The organism is Peribacillus sp. NPDC006672 (genome assembly GCF_050274955.1).
Lineage (GTDB): Bacteria > Bacillota > Bacilli > Bacillales > DSM-1321 > Peribacillus.
On sequence record NZ_JBNNOR010000005.1, the window covers coordinates 274,995 to 297,553 of the forward strand.

General features: G+C 35.5%; 19 protein-coding genes, 8 pseudogenes and 1 riboswitch. Of the genes and pseudogenes, 18 read left to right on the forward strand and 9 right to left on the reverse strand.

All coding sequences use genetic code 11. From position 1 onward, the window contains the following. Window positions 1-179 precede the first annotated feature (179 nt). The 5 genes and pseudogenes from ACQKKK_RS10780 to ACQKKK_RS10800 all read left to right on the forward strand — a co-directional run. Window positions 180-374 carry a DUF3311 domain-containing protein gene (locus ACQKKK_RS10780; protein WP_427616163.1) on the forward strand — a complete coding sequence of 65 codons (195 nt, stop codon included), beginning with the start codon at window positions 180-182 and terminating at the stop codon, window positions 372-374. Further along, window positions 374-1,852 (forward strand): sodium:solute symporter family protein, encoded by a 1,479-nt coding sequence (locus ACQKKK_RS10785; RefSeq protein ID WP_427616164.1) that lies wholly within the window; start codon window positions 374-376, stop codon window positions 1,850-1,852. The genes ACQKKK_RS10780 and ACQKKK_RS10785 overlap by 1 nt, the downstream gene beginning before the upstream one ends. Window positions 1,853-2,074: 222 nt before the next feature. Then, window positions 2,075-2,557 carry an Lrp/AsnC family transcriptional regulator gene (locus ACQKKK_RS10790; RefSeq protein ID WP_427616165.1) on the forward strand — a complete coding sequence of 161 codons (483 nt, stop codon included), beginning with the start codon at window positions 2,075-2,077 and terminating at the stop codon, window positions 2,555-2,557. Window positions 2,558-2,573: 16 nt separating this feature from the next. Further along, window positions 2,574-2,777, forward strand: a complete 204-nt coding sequence (locus tag ACQKKK_RS10795) for a hypothetical protein (RefSeq protein WP_427616167.1) — start codon at window positions 2,574-2,576, stop codon at window positions 2,775-2,777. 31 nt (window positions 2,778-2,808) lie between these two features. Continuing rightward, window positions 2,809-2,910, forward strand: a pseudogene (locus ACQKKK_RS10800) (hypothetical protein); the annotation flags it as partial. Window positions 2,911-3,047: 137 nt separating this feature from the next. Continuing rightward, window positions 3,048-3,220: riboswitch (Lysine riboswitch) on the forward strand. A gap of 102 nt (window positions 3,221-3,322) precedes the next feature. Here ACQKKK_RS10800 and ACQKKK_RS10805 read toward each other — a convergent pair. Continuing rightward, entirely contained in the window at window positions 3,323-3,463 is a 141-nt protein-coding gene (locus ACQKKK_RS10805) for a tyrosine-type recombinase/integrase (RefSeq protein ID WP_427616169.1), read from the reverse strand. Further along, entirely contained in the window at window positions 3,445-3,747 is a 303-nt protein-coding gene (locus tag ACQKKK_RS10810; protein ID WP_427616171.1) for a tyrosine-type recombinase/integrase, read from the reverse strand. Before ACQKKK_RS10810 ends, ACQKKK_RS10805 begins: the two co-directional genes overlap by 19 nt. Before the next feature lie 534 nt (window positions 3,748-4,281). Between ACQKKK_RS10810 and ACQKKK_RS10815 the strand changes: the two genes are divergently transcribed. Together ACQKKK_RS10815 and ACQKKK_RS10820 are read left to right on the forward strand one after the other, a co-directional pair. Continuing rightward, a complete protein-coding gene (locus tag ACQKKK_RS10815; RefSeq protein WP_427616173.1) occupies window positions 4,282-4,701 on the forward strand; it encodes an NUDIX hydrolase in 420 nt (139 codons plus the stop codon). Between the two features lie 245 nt (window positions 4,702-4,946). After that, entirely contained in the window at window positions 4,947-5,516 is a 570-nt protein-coding gene (locus ACQKKK_RS10820; protein WP_427616174.1) for a DUF6434 domain-containing protein, read from the forward strand. A gap of 4 nt (window positions 5,517-5,520) precedes the next feature. Here ACQKKK_RS10820 and ACQKKK_RS10825 read toward each other — a convergent pair. Beyond that, window positions 5,521-5,754: pseudogene (locus ACQKKK_RS10825) on the reverse strand (IS1595 family transposase); the annotation flags it as partial. Window positions 5,755-6,465: 711 nt separating this feature from the next. Between ACQKKK_RS10825 and ACQKKK_RS10830 the strand changes: the two are divergent. From ACQKKK_RS10830 to ACQKKK_RS10855, 6 genes and pseudogenes are all read left to right on the forward strand, one after another. Continuing rightward, window positions 6,466-6,891: a VOC family protein gene (locus ACQKKK_RS10830; RefSeq protein WP_427616175.1), complete on the forward strand. Its 426-nt coding sequence runs from the start codon at window positions 6,466-6,468 to the stop codon at window positions 6,889-6,891. A gap of 825 nt (window positions 6,892-7,716) precedes the next feature. After that, the gene (locus ACQKKK_RS10835) at window positions 7,717-8,499 is read left to right on the forward strand and encodes a hypothetical protein (RefSeq protein ID WP_427616176.1); all 783 of its coding nucleotides are present in this window, start codon (window positions 7,717-7,719) and stop codon (window positions 8,497-8,499) included. Window positions 8,500-8,661: 162 nt separating this feature from the next. Next, window positions 8,662-8,829 (forward strand): annotated as a pseudogene (locus ACQKKK_RS10840) (integrase core domain-containing protein); the annotation flags it as partial. 395 nt (window positions 8,830-9,224) lie between these two features. Then, window positions 9,225-10,667, forward strand: coding sequence for a PQQ-dependent sugar dehydrogenase (locus tag ACQKKK_RS10845; protein WP_427616177.1), 1,443 nt, complete (start codon window positions 9,225-9,227; stop codon window positions 10,665-10,667). 620 nt (window positions 10,668-11,287) lie between these two features. Beyond that, window positions 11,288-11,860: a hypothetical protein gene (locus tag ACQKKK_RS10850; RefSeq protein ID WP_427616226.1), complete on the forward strand. Its 573-nt coding sequence runs from the start codon at window positions 11,288-11,290 to the stop codon at window positions 11,858-11,860. Between the two features lie 2,099 nt (window positions 11,861-13,959). Continuing rightward, the gene (locus ACQKKK_RS10855; protein ID WP_427616178.1) at window positions 13,960-15,327 is read left to right on the forward strand and encodes a VWA domain-containing protein; all 1,368 of its coding nucleotides are present in this window, start codon (window positions 13,960-13,962) and stop codon (window positions 15,325-15,327) included. A gap of 172 nt (window positions 15,328-15,499) precedes the next feature. On the opposite strand, the pseudogene ACQKKK_RS10860 reads toward ACQKKK_RS10855, so the two are convergent. From ACQKKK_RS10860 to ACQKKK_RS10870, 3 genes and pseudogenes are all read right to left on the reverse strand, one after another. Beyond that, window positions 15,500-15,853, reverse strand: a pseudogene (locus ACQKKK_RS10860) (IS3 family transposase); the annotation flags it as partial. A 552-nt stretch (window positions 15,854-16,405) separates the two neighbouring features. Beyond that, the gene (locus ACQKKK_RS10865) at window positions 16,406-17,062 is read right to left on the reverse strand and encodes a 2OG-Fe(II) oxygenase (protein ID WP_427616179.1); all 657 of its coding nucleotides are present in this window, start codon (window positions 17,060-17,062) and stop codon (window positions 16,406-16,408) included. A 96-nt stretch (window positions 17,063-17,158) separates the two neighbouring features. Continuing rightward, window positions 17,159-17,964 (reverse strand): annotated as a pseudogene (locus tag ACQKKK_RS10870) (DUF4158 domain-containing protein); the annotation flags it as partial. On the opposite strand from ACQKKK_RS10870, the pseudogene ACQKKK_RS10875 reads away from it, so the two are divergent. Further along, window positions 17,957-18,453 (forward strand): annotated as a pseudogene (locus ACQKKK_RS10875) (transposase); the annotation flags it as partial. The pseudogenes ACQKKK_RS10870 and ACQKKK_RS10875 overlap by 8 nt on opposite strands. 224 nt (window positions 18,454-18,677) lie before the next feature. On the opposite strand, the pseudogene ACQKKK_RS10880 reads toward ACQKKK_RS10875, so the two are convergent. Further along, window positions 18,678-18,761, reverse strand: a pseudogene (locus tag ACQKKK_RS10880) (hypothetical protein); the annotation flags it as partial. A gap of 182 nt (window positions 18,762-18,943) precedes the next feature. Beyond that, window positions 18,944-19,549: a TetR/AcrR family transcriptional regulator gene (locus ACQKKK_RS10885; protein WP_427616180.1), complete on the reverse strand. Its 606-nt coding sequence runs from the start codon at window positions 19,547-19,549 to the stop codon at window positions 18,944-18,946. Between the two features lie 152 nt (window positions 19,550-19,701). Here ACQKKK_RS10885 and ACQKKK_RS10890 point away from each other — a divergent pair, with 152 nt between their 5' ends. The 3 genes from ACQKKK_RS10890 to ACQKKK_RS10900 all read left to right on the forward strand — a co-directional run bounded on the left by ACQKKK_RS10890 (window position 19,702) and on the right by ACQKKK_RS10900 (window position 21,999). Next, the gene (locus ACQKKK_RS10890) at window positions 19,702-20,079 is read left to right on the forward strand and encodes a hypothetical protein (protein WP_427616181.1); all 378 of its coding nucleotides are present in this window, start codon (window positions 19,702-19,704) and stop codon (window positions 20,077-20,079) included. A 585-nt stretch (window positions 20,080-20,664) separates the two neighbouring features. Then, window positions 20,665-21,165, forward strand: coding sequence for a DinB family protein (locus tag ACQKKK_RS10895; protein WP_427616182.1), 501 nt, complete (start codon window positions 20,665-20,667; stop codon window positions 21,163-21,165). A 378-nt stretch (window positions 21,166-21,543) separates the two neighbouring features. Beyond that, the gene (locus ACQKKK_RS10900; protein WP_427616183.1) at window positions 21,544-21,999 is read left to right on the forward strand and encodes a DUF402 domain-containing protein; all 456 of its coding nucleotides are present in this window, start codon (window positions 21,544-21,546) and stop codon (window positions 21,997-21,999) included. Window positions 22,000-22,035: 36 nt separating this feature from the next. Here ACQKKK_RS10900 and ACQKKK_RS10905 read toward each other — a convergent pair whose 3' ends face one another. After that, on the reverse strand, window positions 22,036-22,293 hold the full coding sequence (locus tag ACQKKK_RS10905) for a hypothetical protein (protein WP_427616228.1): 258 nt from the start codon (window positions 22,291-22,293) through the stop codon (window positions 22,036-22,038). A 203-nt stretch (window positions 22,294-22,496) separates the two neighbouring features. On the opposite strand from ACQKKK_RS10905, the pseudogene ACQKKK_RS10910 reads away from it, so the two are divergent. Next, a pseudogene (locus tag ACQKKK_RS10910) lies at window positions 22,497-22,559 on the forward strand (recombinase family protein); the annotation flags it as partial.

Sequence of the window (22,559 nt, forward strand, 5' to 3'; positions counted from 1 at the left end):
AAAGACTATCGTGGTTTTCTAATAACAAGAAAAAAGAAAATACAGAAAGAACACATGTCGTTTATATTATTCCCATTCACACCAAAATTGTTTTTTTATTGTTGCTTGTATTTTGGTTCTTCCTGTTCAACTGCACGAAGACTATATTTAGAAAAAATGAAAAATGGAGGTTAATATTGATGAAGCTTTATTATCTTCTTGCGCTTATACCTGTTATCGGTTTACTTGGCGGTATTGTTTTTGCCAATAGAGTTACTCCCTATATATTTGGATTGCCTTTTATCCTTTTCTACATTGTGCTTTGGGTGATACTTACTTCTGGCATTATGGCCATTGTTTTCAAACTAGACCCAGTAAATAAGGAGGTGGAATAATGAATATAGCCTTAGTTATTATTTTCGCTTTTCTAGTATTATCAATCTACCTTGGAGTCAGGTCGAAAAAAGGGAAGGAAATGAATCTTGAACAATGGGCCGTCGGTGGTCGTGGATTTGGTACGATTATGTTGTTCCTTCTGATGGCTGGTGAACTTTATACGACGTTTACATTTTTAGGGGGAAGCGGATGGGCATATGGGAGAGGCGGACCAGCTTTTTATATAATTATTCAAGGAACCATAGCGTATATCATGTCTTACTGGTTACTTCCAGCAATTTGGAAATATGGAAAAGAGCATAATTTGTTGTCACAAGCTGATTTCTTTGTCAGCAAATATAAAAGTACCTTCCTAGGAGTTGTGGTCGCACTTGTAGGGGTCGTGGCAGGTATTCCATATCTGGTATTACAATTAAAAGGTTTAGGAATTATTGTTTCTGAAGCTTCCTACGGTTCGATTTCTCCAACAGCAGCCATATGGATTAGTGTTATTGCAGTAACGATTTACGTCATGATTTCAGGGATTCACGGAGCAGCTTGGACTGCAGCTATAAAGGATATCATGATTCTTGGTATCGTGATATTCTTAGGAATTTATCTACCAATCCATTATTACGGTGGTTTCCAACCAATGTTTGAGGCAATCGAACAAACAAAACCAGGTTTCCTGGCCCTGCCTGATAGCGGTTTAAGTGTTTCATGGTTTATATCAACAATCGTATTAACCGCTATGGGTCTTTATATGTGGCCACATACCTTTGGTGCGAGTTTTTCAGCACAAAACGCAAGGGTTTTTCGCAAAAATGCGATTATTATGCCAGTTTATCAACTTGTTCTGTTATTTATATTCTTTGTTGGGTTTGCAGCCACCCTTCAGGTGGGAGGTTTAGAAGGAGCAGATATGGATCTTGCCCTTTTGAAATTATCGATACAAACCTTTGATCCTTGGGTTGTTGGTATTATTGGTGCCGCAGGATTATTAACAGCAATTGTGCCTGGGGCAATGATCCTTTTAACTACAGCAACCGTGCTTTCGAAAAACGTTTATAAGGCTTTTGCTCCGAAAGCTTCTGATCAACAAATAGAAAAATTAGCTAAAAATTTAGTACCAGTAGTCGCAATCATTGCATTGTACTTCACTTTCAAAGGTGGAGATACGCTTGTATCCTTGTTATTAATGGGCTATAGCCTTGTTACACAATTATTTCCATCATTAATATTTAGTTTAGCGAAAAAGAATTTTGTGACAAAACAAGGTGCCGCTGCAGGAATCATTGCCGGTGTTGCAACTGTAGCGTATATCACAATCAGCGGTACAACTTTAGGGACACTTTTCCCATCATTGCCGCAATTTATTCAAGATTTGAACGTTGGGGTTGTTGCATTAATGATCAATCTTGTCGTAACTATCACCGTTAGTGTTGTAACGGCTAGAAGCTTATCACATAAAAAAGCGAATGAGCACGTAGCGTCATAAAATAGAAAATCCGTGCAAGGATATTCCCGCACGGATTTCTTACGAACTTAGAGCCTAATGAGTATGTAGACGGACCTTTAATCTAGGATGCCAATGAGCATTCATCAAAGCATTATAAAACAAGACCGAGTCGAATAAACACACATATTCAATAGTTTTTTCTTTTTATTATTCCGTAAAAAATGTATAATACGGAATAATATATAAGAAAAGAGGGATTTTATGATAGAACCAATACCACCTAGAAAGGCTTTGGATAACTTGGATTTGCTTATCCTGGATTTGCTTCAAAAAGAATCTCAGTTGAGTAACACAGATTTAGCTCGACGGGTCAATCTTTCTCCCCCTGCCACGCATGCAAGGGTCAAACGACTTGAGAGCGAGGGTTTCATTAATCGGCACGTTGCTATCCTCGATCAAAACATGTTGGGTTTTACCCTAATATGCTTCATTTTTGTAAGCACCAATCTTCATCAGGTAAAAGAGCTTGAGGAGTTTGAGCAGGATATCAAATCAATGCCTGAGGTACTCGAATGTCAATGCCTTACGGGTGAGTACGACTACATGTTGAAAGTAGCGAATAGAAATAGAGAGGAACTACAAAGATTTATTAGAAAATTAAATCATTTTTCCTTTATTGGACGGATTCAAACGATTGTTTCAATCAGGGAAGTCAAGGACTCTACGACATTGCCTATCATTTAACGAATAGAGGGTTATTGTGAAAATAGAAAGATGGCAGGCTTTGTTCTGGATTTCCATTTCCGGACTATTTGCTTTAAGTAAATGGTCAAGTGCATCGGTTATTATACCTGAACTAAAGGTGATTTGGGGTCTTACTCCTATTTCGAAAACCTGGGTAACTGCGTCCGTTCCAATTGGTTTTGTGAAAACTGGGGGTCCATTCGAAAGTTCCAGTGCGTGATCTGCTTACTCTCCAGGTGTAGCGGAGCCTTGCCTGGGGAAATCTCGTTGCTGTGGTCTCTAATAGAACAGCCGTGCTTGGTCTTGGAAAAATCGGTCCAAAAGCTGCCATGCTGGTTATGGAGGGAAAAACTAACATAATGGATTATAATTTCATCTCCACCAATTATCCTTGTATTTTTAAAAGATATTTCCAAATTGGCCTTGCAAAAGAACGAATTTTCTGGTTTATTACTGGCAATTACATATTTTCTTACTTCAGACCTTTTGAAGTGAGGATAGAGGAGCAAAGACCATTAGTACACAATTTGAGGAGAATGAGATCCTATGACTATTGTAGAAAGGGGGATTTTGCCGTAGCGGAAAGAATCTCATGTTCTTGAAGCTGGTTAGATTATAGGCTCTTTTAACTTTACAAAGTGACAAAGAGTTCTTATTTAATTTCTACACACATACAAAAAAAGAGAAGACTAGAAAATCTCCTCTTTTCATTTAATCTTTTTCACGATAACTGGTTCTTCTCTCCCCCAGCAGTTTCGGGGTCTTTTAAGCCTTCTCTTGCTCAGGATTTGTATAGAGGGCAGCCGTTGTGGTTGAAGTATGACCAAGTTGGGTCATCAGTAAATGGATGTCTCCTGTTTGCTCCATTAAGTTCCAGTAGGTATGCCTCAGTTTGTGTGGCGACATTGATTATTGGACTTAAATGCCTTCGGGTATTTTTTAACTAGAGCCTCTATGGCACGGTTTGAAAGAGGCGCGGCTCCATCATTCACCCTAGTCAAGAATACATATGCCGTATCATCGTTTGATCCCCTATAACGCTCCGTTCGCACAGCTAGGTAATCTTTTATGTCCTGCATCGACGGTGGAGAAACTGCCACAACAACTTTTTTTCCACCCTTACGTAAAACGTGAATCTGTTTTTCCTCGAAATCCAAGTCTCGTAGCCTTAAAGTGGATAACTCATTCACCCGGATGCTGCTTCCTAAGAAGAGAGAGAAATCGCAAAATCACGTTCCTTGTCCTCTTTAAAATAAATGAGTTTCCTGGACTTTTCAGGTAGCTCCTTTTCATAGTTATGCTTCACGAATTCAAGATACCGAGCATCCTCATCATTATCAAATAGAACCTGGAACTGAAATGAGATAGTTTGGCATTACAGTCGTCCAGATGAATCCAATCGTTTTACCGTAATGCAAGATATTTGGAATATCGGTGATATGGTTCCATTAACGGAATACCAATTAGCAAAAAAATTATAACTGGTACTAGACAAAAGGGACGTTTATTTGTTTACCTTACTCTTTCAACAAAATTAGTATTATGTTGAAAGAGTGGATTTTAATGATTTGTTCCTTTTTTTAAAATATTACGAAAAAGTTATATATTTCCATGGTATGCTTTTAATAAATAAATAGGGAGTTGTGGATATGATTGGTGATCAATCAAAATAAAGATGTTTTAATTTACAATAGTTTGTTTAACTCTGACTAATAAGAAAAGGAGTGTTGAATTTGAACCGCGTTGATGTTGTGTATACACTTTTATTTACAGAGGATACCAATAAGATTTTAGTGGTCCTAAATAAAAAAAATAACACTTGGTCCTTACCAGGAGGAGCAGTTGAAGCAAATGAGACTCTAAAAGAAGCAGCCATCAGAGAAGTAAAAGAAGAAACGGGTTATGATGTGAAGGTAAACGATATTATTGCATTAAATGAAGCATTTATAAATGAAAATCATATATATTTTATAATGTTTGAAGGGCAAGTTCTAAAATCACCTGAACAAATTCCGAAGGAAAAAGACATTTTAAGAGTTGAATGGGTAGATTTAGAAGAAGCAGATAGATTAATGCCTTATTATCCAGAAGGAATATCAAAACTAATTAACAATCCCGGAGCAAGATATACTTTCCAAGAATAATAAAATACTATTCGTGTTAGCCTTTATTATTACTATGAACAGCGCAAAATTAAAATTAAACGAATTTCTTATGAAAATAAAGGGGCAAGAAAGTATAATCGTTCCTAAGATGATATGTTCACGAATAAAAGTTGTTTGAAGAAAAGGTTGTTTTCGTAAAGTTTGTTGCTCTTTAATATAATAAAATTTGATTATCGAGAACAAATGTTCTATGTTGTGAATTTCTATATATGGAGGTGTTATGAATGAGACCTAAACTTACAAAAGAAATTAGTATTCCGGATTTTAAAGATTTTTATTGGTTAAAAGAAGAATTGCAATCATTTTGTAGAGAAAAGGGAATTAGTGCATCTGGCTCTAAAATAGAGATTTCAGAAAGAATTGAAACATTTATTCGGACAGGAGAGATAAAAAAACCACAAAGAAATGCAAAAGCTAATAATAAACCTCGAACTAACAGTGAACTAAGTCTTGATACAGTTATTACGGAAAATCATCGTTGTAGTCAAGATGTAAGAGCCTTTTTCAAGACAGTAATTCCAAAATTTCATTTTTCTACCTATATCCAAAACTACTTTAAAAACAATATTGGAAAAACGTATCGTGATGTTGTAGATGATTGGTATGAAGAAGAAAAACGTAAGAAAGACCCATCATACCAGAAGAAAATTGCCCCTCAGTTTGAATACAATCAATTCACTCGTGATTTTTTCTCGGACTCAAAAAATAATGGGAAGAGTCGTACAGAAGCGATTGAAGCTTGGAATAAAATTAAGAAACTCCCTGGAAGTAACAAATATATATCTGAAAATTAGTCTTTTAAGTAGCTTTTAATATCTTTACTGTAAATTGATTTGATTTTCGACAGGCGGAAATAAGCATTTGTTTGACACGTTGATCAAATGCTATTTGTTTTCCATTTTTAAGCCAGCGAATCCAATAGAGGGAGTTATCTAAATACTTTGTTGCAACTCCTTGGAATCGTTCCATCCACTGTTTTAAGCGATTATGAAAATTGCTGACGTGTTGTAAGTGGTAAATACCTTTCTTTACACGTTGTTTTAGTCGATTGGTCATATCATTAAACGATTTCCAGTAATCATTACATAGATAAGGTTGTCTTGAACTTATTTTCCGTTTCGTTTTACAGATGTGCTTACGCAATACCGATACTTTTAGCGTGGTGGCTTAGAAAATTAAATCGCTCTTTGTTTGTAAGACCCTTACCAGGCATATTAGCCGTTCTAGTTTCAAATATTTTGTTTTACATTTGTTTTGTAACATCAGAGGATTTGAGGGAGCAGCATTTGGAATACTAGCTTTCTTTTTACTTTTCTTTGCAATTGTGGCTTCTATTATAGGGGGTAGAAACAAGGCGTACAGAGCTAATTCATTTAGTTCGAATTCGATTATATCTTCATGGCGGTAAGGTAATTCTACTTTTAGGTGAAATTAGTACCTGATCCCCTGCTGTTTTAAAGATTGTTTTCACATGACTACTTGAAGTGTGGATGATAGCTGTTAAAAAATCAAATTTTTCTGATAGCCATCTATAAAATAGAGTTCATGTTTGGCCGTTTAATCATTAAACGTAGGACAGCCAATCTGTGATAAGTTATTTATTTGACGAACATATGTTCCTTGTTGTAAAATATAATTATGGGTAATAATGGTATAGTGGGTATTGCGACTGACAAGTTCAAAGGAAACATGGAAGTTACCCATGCCGTGTAAAAAAAATTAGAACAAAAGGAGCTTTTAATTATGACTATGAGATTGTCTCCCTATTTAATGATGAACGGAAATGCGAAGGAAGCGATCCAATTTTACGAAAAAGCATTGGATGCGAAAGTACTTTTTAAACAAACTTTTGGAGAAATGCCTGAAAACCCGGAATTCCCTTTATCTGAAGAAGCAAAGGAACTTGTGTCACACGCAATGTTAAAGGTTGGAGAAACGGACCTCATGTTTTCAGATATGTTTCCGGGTCAAACCAGTCAAACTGGAGATCAAGTTACGATCTGTATTTCAACTAACGATATCGAAGAATCAAAACGAATTTTTGATTCCTTGTCGCAAGACGGACAAGTGAAAATGCCGCTCCAGGAAGCATTTTTTAGCCCTGCATATGGGATAGTATCAGACAAATTCGGTATTACCTTTCAAATTTACACAGAGGCTCATCAATGAATTTTCTCTAGGAAAAAATAGCCCCAAGCTTAAGTGGCTGTTTTTGGCATCTTAGTTGCAACAGAACTCAATTATTGAAAAATCCCAATTTCTCATTGTAATCACTGAGAGATTGGGATTTTTAATGTGGAATATCCCTTAGCGTGCATATTAAAAGCTTCCCTTATTAATGAATCATAACACCATAAGGAGTCCCGCAAGTAATACGAGGATTCACAACAATAATTTTCATGTATGAAGAGAAGACCATATTTATGCATAATGTAGGCATTCAGAAAGGGAATTGTTATTAAATCCCAAAATTCCCCTTGCAGTAAACACTCTTCACACTGTCCCTGTATGCTTCCCTTGAATGGCGCCGTTTTTAATCTGATTAACTAATATAACTGCCTAATAATCGAAAACCATTATTTGTGTCATGTTTTAGAAAGGAAGGAAGATATCGTTAATTATTCTTTGGCATCTTAAATTATGATACCTTTTCGTTATCCTTCTGTGATATCTGTCATCTATTCTTTAACTGTTTGTTATTTGTATAGGAATTAGCTATGCTATTATTTAAAATATTAGCATACTACAAGTCAAATAGGATGTAACAAATTACTGAGGGTACAGGCAGTGCTAGATAAATTCTTCCTAATGAGCATGTAACCTTTAAAAACGAGAAAAAGCAGTCTTTAATTTACTCATTCATATCATTGATCGTTTAGAAAATATATACACTTCAATTAAAGTCGGTTTAAATCGTTCATTTTTTTCTATTAATAGGCTAATATTACTCAATTTAACATTGCTTGACGTAATAAGATGGAAAGGGGGAACTTTGTGAACACAGATCAAGCTTTCGACCTGTTAAGGGATGCAGGTGTTACAGAAAGTAGTAATATTCAAACTGTTCGACGTTGGCTGCGTGAAGGTAAGATTAAATACGAAGGAGGAAACGGGAAAAGAAAAACTGGATATATTCTGGATGATACAGACCAAGCTTTCGACCTGTTAAAGGATGCAGGAATAACAGAAAGCAGTGGTATTCAAATTGTTCGACGTTGGTTACGTGAAGGTAAGATTAAATACGGGGGAAACGGAAAGAGTAACACTGGATACATAATCGATGACACAGCCTCAAGGCTGGCTATAAATAATGATATTATAGATCAAAATAAGGACGAAATCATACACCGATTAAAATTAAAAATACAAGCTCAAAATAAGCATATAGAAGGAATTGAGGAACTTAATGAGACTGCAAAAAAAATATTAATTCAGCAAAGGGATATGTTTAAAAAGGAAGTAGTCATTCTAAAGAATGAAAAAAGTGAATTACAAAATGAAACAAAGGATTTAATAAAAGAAAATATTGAATTACGTAATGAATTGATAAAAGTAAAAGGCAACAAAAGAGACAATTACAATTACGGCTCCGCTGCTCAATCAAATGATTATAGTAAAAAATTAGGGCTTTCAAAAATGGCGAGTAATAAAGAATTGTTAGCCGAATATAAAGTGTTATTAAAAATAACTCATCCAGACCATAACGGCAACGCAAAGGTCTTTCATTACATTAAGACTGATTACGATAATTTTAGAAATAGCAACAAAGGTAAATGATTAAATTATTAGTGTTTAAATTCCTGGCGAGAATGCTGAATAAGGTAAGGACTGTAAAGTAAAAACTAATAAGAGTTTGGTTTCCATATTGCCAAACAACGAAGACAATGGGATACGGTTTATAGGCTTCGAGAAGCGCCATCATGCCAGAGGAGTTTGTCAAAAAGGTTCCCGTACGATAATGCGTGTATAGAATCCCTTCATGCCCTATTAGAAAAGGAAGAAGTTAACCACGTACAATATCCAGACTATCAAACAGCTAAATTAGCAATGTTCCAATTTATTGAAGTTTGGTATAACCGAAAAAGAATTCACAGCAGCTTAGGATAGAAAACTCCACAAACCATAAATCATTATAGAAAAAGTGTGTTTTGAAAAAATTGATTGAAACACGCTTTTTTATATTCAATTTTATAAAAAAGTAATAAATTTTGTGATCCTTATTCAAATTTCAGCCCCCGATTATGGAAGATCTTAAGCCTCTGTTACTTTAAATGATTAATTCACAATATTTTTAAGTGGATTCCCTTTTACTTCCAGCAGTGCGCTAAAAATCCATTATAAAATTTGAAATCTTTATTTATCTATTTTTATCGCATAGAACATACCAAAACGGAGCAATATTCAAAGGGAATTTCCCCAATTCCTTGGCCCTAATTTGATACTAATAGAACATCCCTAATCATATTCTTAATAGAAAACAATAAAAAGGGGTGTAAAGTTAGTTGAAAAAAGTAAAGGTTAGTTTACGACCTATTGTAAGTAAGATAAATTTACCCACCGTTTTGAAAACAACTATACTTCCGGGTGACTCAATTGAAAGATTATTTATTGCAACTCAGGTAGGAGAGATCTTTTACATAGGAAACGGAGTTATTAGGAGTTTTTTAGATATTCGCTCGCGCATCTTAAAGTTAGGTAGTTCTGAACAAGGTGTTTCAGGTAGGGGATATGATGAACGGGGGTTAATAGGGCTAGCGTTTCATCCAGAATTTTATTATAACGGTTTGTTTTATCTTCATTATTCAGTAGCTGGAACACAAGGTCCAGGGGCCCTTACTGAACATTTTAAGCCTAACCCGTGTGATCCCAGAACATTAAACCTAAAGTGGATAAATAGAGAAACTCAATATGATCATATTGATACTGTTGAAGAATGGATTTTACAATCGAATGGTCAACCTCAAAAACGCCGGACATTACTTAACATAAGAAGACCATTTTTTAATCATAATGGTGTCAATAGCTTAAACTTTTCACCTGAAACCGGAAAACTTATTTTAACAACTGGAGATGGTGGATCAGGCTATGATCCATTTAATTTAAGTCAAGATGATATGGAGATAGCTGGTAAAATAATTGAAATTGATGTAGTTAAGAATACAATTATCGATGATCCACCCGTAGTCACACGTTTTAATGAACTTCCCTTACCTATTCAGGAAGCGCTTACGGTAATTGCAAAAGGAGTTCGCAATATAACAGGCATTTCATTTCAAAGGTTTTATAATCAGTATCTCAAATATGTGGGGAATGTCGGACAGGATTTGGTTGAGTCAATTTTTTCATTCGTTCATTATAAACCAATACCGGTTACTCAACTTATTCAAGATTCTTTAATGAGAATTAAACCTGACCAAGAAGGATTTATTAACTTTGGTTGGCGAGGGTGGGAAGGTGCTTTTCCTACTTCGTTTATAAGGGGCTGTTCTGCAAATCCGACTGTGGGTGAGAAAACGATTGCTTATTACAATGACACAGTAAAAACTTCAGTGAGTCGTCTGCAGCCTTTAACTAGTTATTTTCATAAAGATCCTCGACCCGATAAGTTTGGTGGAACTTCACTTACAGGAGTGCAAGCCTATATGGGGAATAGAATCCCAAATTTAACGGAAAGCGTTGTGTTTACCGATCTTGCCCGGAAAGAAGAATCTCGATCTCCGGTTAGAGGGGTTTTAGCTTATACCAGGGTAAGTACAGAATGTAAATTAAACGATTTTAGTGTTATTGAAACCGATTATAATTTTGGGTCGCAATCAGCTTATTATGTTAGTTTGGGAACGAATCTTGATCAAACCAGATTATATTTAGGGGTTTATGGCTCTATGAAAGCGATTGATTTTAACCAAGGAACTGTATTTGAAATTGTTCCCCAAAATGAAAAATAGGAAGGAACACCAAAGGGAGAGAATGCGCCTGTCCATCCTTGTTCCCTTGAAACACTGGAATTTGTAGCTGTTCCTTGCCAAAAATACATTTTTTTATCGGGGCTAAGAATAACACCGTTGTTATGACCAAGACTAGGTAATCCTGAAATAATAACCTTCTTGGAGCCATCTGGTCTAACAATAGTAATTAAGTCCCCGGTGTGCAACAAAGATATTATCTTTGTAAAAAGAAACCTGGCAAGTGGGGGGAGATCTCTCAGCTATTACTCTTGTTCCGGTTGGAGTAAGCATTAATACTTTACCATTTCCAGAAGAAATTCCAACATCTTCAATTAGCATTTCCCATCGATCTGTAAACGTTAAGTTATTGGGAGTTGTAAACTTTTCAGCAAATACTATAATTTTATATCCCAATGTAACCAAGATATCTTCTGCCTTTAAAATTCTTTTGTATCTGTAAGATACATCGTAATCCCCCTAGAAAAAACTTCTATTTTTAAATATTCATGGAGGGGCAATCCTCATTCCAATTGATTACTAACAGGAAATACCGCATAAAGCGCAAGGGTATGAATAGTATAGAAAAGTGACAAATTGGTTGTTTTTAGGGGGTGGTTTTAATCAATCGGTTTGTTCGTTATTGGTATCAATCGATGATAGGGACAGGTGCAAACTATGTTCATGTAAGAAAAATGGCCCTTGCAACCAAGTTAGTTTTTACAGCCTTATTGAGTACATTTTCCACAATGCTTCAATCAGCAGGGGGCTTTATGCCTGGTATAGGCTATCTAATTAGTTTTCTGGCGACATTCCCCATTTTTTTAGCTACTTGTTTTTCTATCCGCCAGGGAATCCTCTCTTATACCCTTACGATTTTCCTTTTATTTATTATTCAGCCAAGTGAACTAATTATCTTTCCCTTTACAACAGGTTTATTAGGTATAGCTATGGGTGTGGCCTTTTTACAATTGAAGATGAGAATTATGGTTGTTTCCTTTTCATCAATATGTCTACTTACGGGTATTATGGTGATGCTGTATGTATTCCGTTTTCCAGTGCTAGGCCCAACTGTTGATACAACTATGGATCCAAAGGTTATTGTAATAATATTTATATTGAGTTTTCTTTACTGTTGGATTTTTGCGGAACTTTGTAGAATACTCATGAATAGATTGTGTCGGGCATTACCTTAACAGTTGTGTTACCAATAGCATAACGTTTTCAATAAGGTATTGCCGACATGTTCCACCCCAGCGAATTCTGCCGTCATATTTAGCTGCCGGTAGGCCTGAGTGGGGGAAAGAGGCATCTCCCTTTCTGGACGGAAATAAATAGGGACTCTGGACGTTTTTTGCATATTCATAGCAATCCTGAAAGCAATTCGCGATATAGATGTCGTGGATTTTTTGTGTTTTGCCTTCTTTAACTCGGAGAAACTTGTTTTGTGAGCCTTTGAGATCCAGTATCTGTTGCGTGGTTAGCTTGAGCAGGTCCCCGACACATTTCACAACCTACAAACAGGATGTAATCTCGTTCCGAACAATGTAAGATATATGGAAGTTTGAGAAGAGGATTTTTAAAATAAGGAACAAATCTTTCAGAGTATAGAATACATAGAAAGCAGAGGGGAAGCTCTGCTATCACTTTCTTTACATGAAAAGAGCATATAAAACTCTTCTTTTTATTTGAATTAACAATTTAGGCGAACTTCCTCAAAGAATGTTCGACATGTGGAAGAAAATATAGCTCTTAACATTTTTTCATTAATCTAGTTCTACTAGATGTATAAAAAAATGGAACGCAATGAGATTAAATAAGGAAACATTTATTGATGTATCAGGAGACTTTGGAAAATAACGGGATAATTGTTCGCCAATTCGCCTTCTGGAGACCGTAATACCTATTTTTTTTATCTAACCTTAATCTTACGTGTTCCGTACGCCTTACGGTTTTTTCCATTTTGGTAGTGTTTAATGACCTGTTGTGTAAATTCAGAAGTGAACGTACGGCGTTCTCGTTTGGTCATTTTGAGTGCTCCCATATCTGTAGTAAGTAAAGTGTATTTGCTCTTAAAACTTCTGTCCAGATAAGTGCAGACGATTCATTTAGTTGAATAAATGTATGTGCAAATTTAGATGCTTTTAAAACATTTTATTGAGATAAAGTTTGTTAATAAAACTCAATTTAGGGGTATCTTTTTAGTAATTTCGAATATAAAAATATATGTTAATCAAATAAATAAAGGAAAGAAGGGGATTTTTCATGTCAAATCCTATGCAAACTGTTTGAAAAAATGTTGTACGACCATCTACCAAATTATTTGAAGGGAAAGGTGAGCTTGTGATTCCTAGTCTGATCGGATTAATACCTGCAACGGGATTTAATTAAATTTATTTTCGGCCCCATTATTTTGGAGGCAATTTGAAGGATGCATTCTCCTTAATGCGGCAATAGGCATTTTTCTCCTTTCAATAGCAGCGATTTTACCTTTTCTGGGTTTCGTGCAAAAATACCCAGAATTGCGACCAGTGCCTTTTCCGCATTTTGTAAAAAATTCTATATTACTAGTATCCCGCGAGAAATAAGATAGGTATATGTTGTTGGGTATTACTCTATAAACCCCCGATTGATCGGTGACCATGGTTTTCATGAATTCATTTACTTTCTCATTTCCGGACCGCCGTCAAGGGAGACGTCCCGATCACACAAGGTCAGCTTCCTAAGGAGGCGACCGTAGTGAATATACAATGGTCCATTTGAACCGAAATTCGGGATTTCACTGAGGGCATCTATCGAACTTGCCAAACATGGATTGCGAAATATCCGTTTATGAAAACGGCGTATGCGATTATTTTCTGGCTGTCTTTGCTTGCGTTTGTGTTGAGCTTGTTTTTCGTAAAGAATCGCGTACTGATGATTCAATATTTGTGGTCGTTTTATGCTGCTGCAATCACAGCTTGCTTTTCCGGGATGAAATTTTTTGAAATTCCTACTACCGATAGGACTCTGTAACAACAGGGGATTTTACCCAAATATGGTTCGGGGAATACGAGAAAGAAGGAAACGATATTCGGGTTATATTGCATTAGCCCAAAGCGGAGCCTTTCATTATGGTCGTTGACCGCAGCGGAAACGAATTAAAGCTTCAATACGAACGGAAATCGGCAAATTTAGTCTGCTCGTATCAACCTGATTAACATGTATATTCCCAGAACCCGCGGTTATCAAATGAACTTTGGCTTGGTAGATAATAATTTGATTATATAAGAAGATTATTAATCGGAGGTGAGTTGTGATTCGAAGGTCTATCTTAATATTGGTAACGTTAATCTTATTCCTTGCTGGTTGTAGTAATGAACCGGGAAAGAATACTTCAAAAACTCAGAATCCATCACATTCAAACCAAAATAATGAACCGGAAAAGAATACTTCAAACATTCAGGACAATTCAGATTCAAATCAAAGTAAACCTCAGACTTCCTTAACAGATGAACAAATATTAATGAAACCTCCAGGACGTTTTGCTGGATCTAACTATGATGAACAGAAGGTTCAGGAGGCTCTGGATCAATTACCAAGCGATTTGACAGCTAATCAATATAAGGAAGAACTCCTCCTCTTATTGGCTGAAGATTATCGCTCATATGTGACCACTTTCAATAATTTTGAAACAGAAGTTAAAGTAAATAATGAGCGACCTAATGGTGAAATCACATTACCCACAAGTAAGAAGTTACACATTTCGGTCCTACTTGATGCCAGTGGCAGCATGAAAGCGCAGATCAATGGCAAATCAAAAATGGACTCTGCAAAAGAAGCTATTCAGATCTTCTTAGATAAATTACCAAAAAATGCAGAGGTATCTTTGCGGGTTTATGGACATAAAGGAACAGGAAGTCAGAAAGATAAAAAAGTATCCTGTAACAGTACAGAAGAAATATTTCATGGCCAAGGTGACCAGACGAATCAAATGAAAACGGCGCTACAAGCGGTAAAACCAGCTGGATGGACACCCATTGCAAATGCTCTGAAATCTGTAAAACAAGATATTAATCCTGAGACAACAGATTCGATTGTATATGTGGTAAGTGATGGAATTGAAACTTGTGGAGGTAATCCAGTGCAGATTGCAAAAGAACTCCATCAATCAAAGGTTAAGACAGTTGTGAATATTATTGGATTTAATGTGGATAACGAAGGACAGAAATTGCTTCGACAAGTTGCTACATCTGGTGGTGGAGAGTTCACTTCTGTAGATAATGATGAATCACTAAAAAATTATCTCAATAAAGCGTATGCCAAATTACAAGGCGAGTGGACGATGTGGAAAGAAGAAGGAGAAGGACAGGCAAATACACAAAAAGAACAGAAGCAGGGAGCTATCAATAAAACAGAAATGGATATGCAAATTCTAGCGAACAAAGAATATGATAATCTGCTAGCAGCCCTTAGGTATCTAGAAACTAAAAAAGGAAAGGCTATCCCTCACGGTGAGCTCTGGACACAGATTACTGAACGTAAGAATTTCGCATGGAATTATGCTCGTGATACCGGTAGGCGTTTGTATGACGAAGTAACTAAAAATGGAAATCAGGTTTATGACGATATCAAGGATGAAGGGGATAAGAATATCGATGATCTGACGAATAAGAAAAAATAATTAACGTCTGCTGCGGAATGACACGATCATAGAGGATCAATGTTGGATTGTCAACACTAAATCAATCAACTTTTTTAAAGGATAACTTTTAAACTCAAAAGGGCTTACGTAGCCTGAATTCAAAAGCTTATTAATTCAGTTCACATAGTCTCCAAAATCGTGTGTAAGCTAAGCTTGCGAATGTTGTTTGATTGGTGAACTCAGCCTTAATGATTTTAAATGTCACTTCCGCGGCAGCGTTATCATAAGGGCAACCTTTTATACTTAGTGAACGAAGACACATATGTAATGCCATTTATTTTTGACTTTGACATATGTTAATATCACTGACCACTACTTTTTTCTCTTCTTTTTGTAGAAATTCCCGATTTACATGAGTTCTTTTGCGGCTTATACTGAGCAACTGTATAAAGGGAACGGGGCCAATTCGCCTTCTGGTGACCGTAAGGCCTCTTTTCTTTAATTCAACCTTAATCTTACGTGTTCCGTACGCCTTACGGTTTTTATCAAATATTTCTAAAATGACGAGTAATAAAGAATTTTAGCAGGATATAATGGGATATTAAAAACAACTCATCCAGACCAGAAGGGCTACTAAAAGGTATTTCATTACATTAAGACTGATTATGATAATTTTAGAATTAGTAACAAAGGTAAATGGAATATTGTTTAAATACATAACTGCATGGTGAAAAGAAATGCAAGGTTAAGCTAATCAGAACTTGGATATCCGGATTGCTAAACCAGCATTTCACTGGATGGAGTTTACTTAGAGATGCCTTAAAGCATTTAATAGCAGAAGGGGTAAGACAAAGTTTTGGAGGTCCATGGACAAGTATTAATTAGGCTATTGGTCATTTATTTGATTTCACCTTGTGGCCATATTTTATTAGGAAAATTCCTTATGAACTAATAGGTGTTAGTTCATTAAGGAACGCGATGATGATCGAAAAAGATGTCTATATTTTCTGTGTTTTTTTCTCAAGCTTCATTCCTAATCTATTAATAACAGATATAAAGGTTTGAAGGTAACAGTCATGCGGGAGCAGGAAGTGAATTACATCTATCAATCTGCAGACTATTTTTGCCTTCTCATCCATTGTGTTGCAACCCATTTTTCTCCAGTAATAACTGGAGCTCCACCATGTAAAGTCAGGTCGTTTAGGTTTTGATCGTTATAGAAATACTCAAAATACACTGCCATTCCTTTTTGAGGTGATACTGAAAAATTCAGTTTAGGAAAAAAGGTTTCTCCCCCATGCTCTACATCATTTAAATAGATGACGATTGTGCTAATCCTATTATTTTTTGTTGCTTTACTTGCAGATGTAAAAAAATCAAAATGAGCTTTATACTCTTGACCAGGAGTATATTTAAGAATTTGAATACCATCCCCATGTTCAATGGGTATATTCATGATAGACGATATTCTTTTTTCAATTTTGGTAATGATGTCATTTTCTTTTTCATTTTCTTGAAAAAACATACTACTACTAGTTCTTATCTCATTTACTTCGTGTGTAACTCCAATTTTAGAACGGTGCATTTTGTCTTTTGACAGTCTAATAAGTTCATCACATTCTTCGTCACTCAATACATTTCCTAAAACCACCAATAGAGGTTCTTCTAATTTAGCTATTATATTAATTTCTCTATCTTCCGTTTTGATTTTATTTCCAATATGATTAAAAATAGTTTGTTCTTTATTAATTGAATGTTTATTATCCACTGTCAACTTTCATCGTCTCCTTAAGAGAATGAATTTTCTGAATTTTTTAATCGAGTCTGTAAGCGGTTTTCTATGATAATTATATCATGGAACCCTGTTTTATAACTGTTCATTTGCCTTTGTAGAATGAAATTCCAATACGTCGGCGTTTATTTTCTAAGTGAATAAAATCGTTTTTGAGTAAGTCTAAATAATTATAGTCGGTTGGACGTGCAAGCTCCTGAGCTACTTCCACCGAAGAGACAAAGGAATTCCATTCAATAACGGATTCTAAAACCTCCTAATTTTTCTTCTTTAGCTTTGATTAATGCTTGTCCGATGGTCGTAAAGTGTATAACCTTCTCATTCAGCTTTTTGCCGTTTTGTTTCACTCTTGAGCCTTACGACCTTTTGATAACAGGCTTAGTAATTGTCTGTCATGAATTTCAAAACGCTTTATCTGTTAACTCCTGAGTATGTTGTAATAACTAGGCGGTTAATATCGAATATCGTTTTTTTTCTTGAAAGTCACGGAATGCATAAGGCTCATATCTTGAACCTAAGCAAGATAACTGTAACAGGCGATTGCGATGCATTTTACCGTGTCTAGCTCATTTCCTCGTATGTATTCAAGTCGATCTATTACTTTTAGCAATGTTTCAGGTGAAGGATGACCCGGCGGTTCCTTTAACCAATCTAATATCGTTTTATTAGATTCGGATTGATGCTGCGAAGTAATGATCTCTTCAAGCTTTTCTTTTTGCTCAATTGTAAGAGATTGACTAACCGTATTAAATAGCTTCTTATCAGCCATTACCCTTGCATCCCACACCATTCTTTCAAGTGTAGTGATAGCAGGTAGGATGATTTTGTTTTTCTCTTAGAAAATCTATGCATTCATGTAGTAGATAAATAGCATCCCCATTTTCAGAGACCGTATTAAAGGCCGGGGAAAGTAAACTAGCAGAGAGTGTAATGGAGTTCTGTCCTAGCCAATCTGGTGAATGGACATGGGGAAAAGCAAAAAAAATAATGGACTCCGCATCTCGAAATCCATTTCAAAAAAACGTGTATGAAAGTCACGTAATCAATCTTCATATGTATATTGAGTTGCTTTTTCATTACCAGGGACACCTCTCTGAAATTGTTGAAATCGACCGGTTTAATCATCCGAAAAAACTAGTTGCCTTCGCTGGAGTAGATCCAAGTGTTCACTCATCGGGTAAGTTTACGGCAACCATTAATCGTATTACAAAAGAGGTTCGAGCAGACTACGTCATTCTCTTTATCTTGCCGTACTATGCGGCATAAGAAGTTCAAGGAACAAAAAGCTTAAAGAGTTCGATGATAAGAAAAAATCAGAAGGAAAACCTGCCAAGGTGTCAATCGTCGCCTGTATTAATAGGTTGCTTCATTGAATTTATGCTTTATTAAAGAGAAAAGAAACGTTCCTAGATTTAGCCTAATTAACGGTTTTGGGAAATAGAGAAAAACCCTCCCAAAAGGGTTTTGGAGGGTTATTTGGCATGGCCAAAAATAGTATAATGAGTGGCTATTTTTAATGAGTTGAAACCAGGTGGTGGTAGATGATTTTTCTAGTTTGCATAACATATACTAGAGGATGTTTTAAAAGCTCACAAACTTATACCTCAAAAAGGGCTGCTTCTAAGGATTGAGTTTGGTATTGAAACCGGCTTAATCCTTTTAATTTTGCCTTGATCCGTTTGTGATTAGAATTCTTGCAGGTAAAGTAATTCTGATTTCCAGTTTACTTGGTGTCAACTTTTTGGGTTCACTTCAAACCCCTGATACACATAGATTTGGCTTTTTTAGCTACAAAGTGGATTTTATGTAAACTAAAATTGTATAGAGTATTCATAAACCATCATTTAGACATGATACTCTTATTCATTTTTTTTTATTAGGTTCTTGGATTTGAAGCAATTCAACAAAAACATTTAACATGTCCTGTATTTGAATTCGATTATCAACAAAATGTTGCACATTATATCCATTAAAAAGAGCCATGCCTGCTGTCGCTAAGGTTCGAGCATCTAATGGACTGCAAACAATACCTTCGTCCTTCATTTCTTGAAAAAAATGTGTAAGAAATGACCTCCATTCCTCCATTTGGAGAATAAGCCTTTCTTTAATTTGAGGCAATTCATTCGAAACCATACATCCTTGAAGAAGCATAGGAGAAGACCCTTTTTTATAAGACTCATTTACCAAACGCATAGAGTGTTCTTTAAATTTATTTAGCAAATCTCCATCTTTTTGATTCAGTGCTTTCTTTAAATCTTCAAAATAAAAATCTATACCTTCTTTTATCAACTTTAGCATAAATTCCTCTTTAGTCGAAAAGTGAGCATAGAAAGCACCTTTAGAGTAGCCAGCGTGTTTTACAATTTGATTAACGCTTGTACTAGAATAGCCTTGTTTAGAAAACAATTCAATTCCTGCTTGAATTAATTTGTTAATGGTGTCTTCTGATTGCTTTTGAAAATAATTCAACGTAAAGCCCCTTTTTAGTAAATTCCGTATAAACATGCATAAATTTTACATTTCGCAAGTATAATAAATACAAACCGGTTGGTATTTATTATAACTGTAATGTTGGTAAATTAAAAGCAGGAGAAAAATGATGCGAGAGAGGAGGAATGAGCATGAAAAAGTTTAAAATGAGTGTCGTGGCATTGATAGCTGCGTTGTTGGTCCCTTCTTCTACATTTGCAAGCGGCTGGGATTACTTGGGAGAAGAAACTCTTTATTCTAATGGTGCTGAAAGTGATGTGTATGCCTCTACTGGTGGAGATTATAAGATTTGTCGGGATTCTTACGTGGGGCCAGCTGGTAAGTTAAAAGTTGATTTATGGGAGTACGATCCTGACAGTTATAATGATTATGTAGGAACAAGATATATAGAACGGGGCAAATGTGCGTATTTCTGGGGTATTGGTAACTTTGTTGATGGAGGAAATGAAGCGGAATTTTTTGCGAAATCAAGGACTGACAGTGATATGCGTTTAATCTTTTATGATTAATTCACTAACTGAATGAAAAAAAGGACCTGGGATTGATTCGTAAAGGCTAAAATGAAGGATGGTAAAGATTGAACCGATAGGCGGCAGGGTAAAGCATCGTTTTAAAAGTATTTTTTTCTTATGATCATAAATCTTTTCTACTAGTTGAGTTGAATGAACAGGGTTACGATGTTTTGAATAAAGTCGCAATGTGTACAAAAAAGTGGGCACGATATCCGCGTTTTGCGGGCTGACCCCAAGTAAGATTGATTTAGGGCTAGTGATAGCAATAATTGATCTTGCGGTAAATGTGCTTGGCCTGTAATGGGCTAGGCTTTTTTAATAGCAGAAGATTTGTGTAATGTAGAAGAAAAATAATAACTCTGCTTATTCAACTAAACGGGTGCGATAGCTGAAGTTCAGAAACTGTCTTTATAGCAGCTTTTTCTTTATGCAACTATCGGGGCAGGATAGTTGCAGATTGCTTTGACCTTTGTTCAACAATTGGGCCTAGTTGAAGATCTCATCAGATAAGTAATAATATTTAAAGGAATAATTCATTCTGATAAAGAATATTAAAAAACGTGATGATAAGGAGGCGATTGTATGGCAAATCATGTAGAAAATCTATATAACTATCATGTATGGGCAAATCAACGGATTATTGATCATCTTAAGACACTTTCTCCTGAGAAATATCAAAAGGAAATGAAAAGTGTCTTTTCTTCTGTTTCAAAGGTTTTATCTCATCTCTATTTGGTGGAATATGGATGGCTTAATACCCTCGAGGGTCAGAGTATGAATGAAGCAATGCAATCTGCATTTCAAATTCAAGAAAAGATTGAGAAACTGCCCATTGAAGACTTAGAAACGGAATTTCACACTTTAACATCTCGGTTTAAATCCTTTTTGAACAGACAGGAAGATATGGAAAAGAGAATAATGTTGGATAATCCATGGGCAGGATTAAGAGAAACAAGTATATCTGAAATGGTCTTACACGTTGTGAATCATGGAACATATCATAGAGGGAATATTTCAGCTATGTTACATCAGTTGGGTGATTTTTCAGTTATAACTGATTATGCTTTTTATTGGTATTCTTGAAATGTTATTCATTATAAATAGGCGAGAGAAGAGTAATCCATTTTTCCTTCAAAAAGGTGACGTTAGTTGAGGATCGAGAGATGTTTACACGGATCTTTCTTTGAGCTAACGAATAACTTTAATCAAACAATTGTTATCCAAAGTAATCTCACTCTTCTAAGAAATTTAATTATTACCAGCAAGAATAAGTTAATTGAATCCACAATACCGGCTAATATGAGCTTCTTGTTTATTCAAGAAAAGGGCGCGATTCTTTAATAAGAATCGCTTTTCTTAATGAACTACGGGGCAGTTTAGTTGAAGAAGAAATCACCCATTTTATAGCAATTCATTTAAATTCAAATGTTATAATTAGGTAAATGCTTTTCGGTTTGGGGGATGAAAATACTAAAGAGAAAATATGGAAACCGAACAAAATGGAAATGTGTCTTGGGCAGAAAATATGCACAAGCGTTTCTTGATACTAAAGAATTTAAGGGCTATATAACTTTATTACAAATAATTAAAGTTGCTGAACCATTATCCGTTCGGTATGAGGAAAAGAATATATGTATTGTTGATGATGGTTACATGTGGCTTCAACAATTTCCCTTAGAAAAAAAGCATTCAGTAACAACAATGTTTGATAATAATGGAAATATAGTGCAGTGGTATATTGATGTTTGCCTTGGAAATGGATTAGATAAAGATATTCCTTATTTGGATGATTTATATTTAGATATTATCTTGTTACCTTCTGGAGAAGTAATTCAAAAAGATGCTGATGAGCTCTCTGCACTGCAAATTTCTCAATTCAATATGAATATATTAGCATTATTATTCTTAACAATTTAAAAATAATTGAATTGTTATTACGATAATATAAAGTTCCTACAACAGGAATTTATTTTTTTCGACTATGTTTTTAAGTATTGGAACTATTAATGCTTCAGCCGCTACTATGAAAGAAGTGCCAGGTTCTGCTGGTTGGAAGTACCGTGTTGAAGGACCCATGTTGATGGAGTTAATAATGATTGGCATGTCAAAGGCATCTCTGCTGGTTTGAGGCAATCCAAATTTCTGTTCAGCTACAATATGCATAACCAAGTCGATTGACGCTTCGCAGGCCCCTTTGTAAGGTTTAAGCAATTCTCTACCTCTCGCAATTTTCACACAGTATCATTGCATTTCTGCAATTATTCAGTTAATTAGTCCGATAAATATCATAGAGTGTACTCTATTGAAACAAGTGTAGCAGACTGATAAAATCACAGTTAAGAGTGTCTCATAAGACTTGTCTCAAAATGAGGTGATATTTTGGGAAAATCGGTTATACGTGTCAGTTCGATTAGCAAAATCCTTCAAGGCAATTTCAGCAATTGAACCAAATCGGAATGGATATTATTTTTGAAGAA

Bases quoted from the DNA above. Each gene is read 5' to 3' on its own strand.
- ACQKKK_RS10785 (WP_427616164.1), top strand. From the start codon at position 374: ATGAATATAGCCTTAGTTATTATTTTCGCTTTTCTAGTATTATCAATC.
- ACQKKK_RS10830 (WP_427616175.1), top strand. From the start codon at position 6,466: ATGACTATGAGATTGTCTCCCTATTTAATGATGAACGGAAATGCGAAG.
- ACQKKK_RS10820 (WP_427616174.1), top strand. From the start codon at position 4,947: ATGAGACCTAAACTTACAAAAGAAATTAGTATTCCGGATTTTAAAGAT.
- ACQKKK_RS10890 (WP_427616181.1), top strand. From the start codon at position 19,702: ATGAAAAAGTTTAAAATGAGTGTCGTGGCATTGATAGCTGCGTTGTTG.
- ACQKKK_RS10895 (WP_427616182.1), top strand. From the start codon at position 20,665: ATGGCAAATCATGTAGAAAATCTATATAACTATCATGTATGGGCAAAT.
- ACQKKK_RS10790 (WP_427616165.1), top strand. From the start codon at position 2,075: ATGATAGAACCAATACCACCTAGAAAGGCTTTGGATAACTTGGATTTG.
- ACQKKK_RS10780 (WP_427616163.1), top strand. From the start codon at position 180: ATGAAGCTTTATTATCTTCTTGCGCTTATACCTGTTATCGGTTTACTT.
- ACQKKK_RS10805 (WP_427616169.1), bottom strand. From the start codon at position 3,463: ATGTCGCCACACAAACTGAGGCATACCTACTGGAACTTAATGGAGCAA.
- ACQKKK_RS10900 (WP_427616183.1), top strand. From the start codon at position 21,544: ATGAAAATACTAAAGAGAAAATATGGAAACCGAACAAAATGGAAATGT.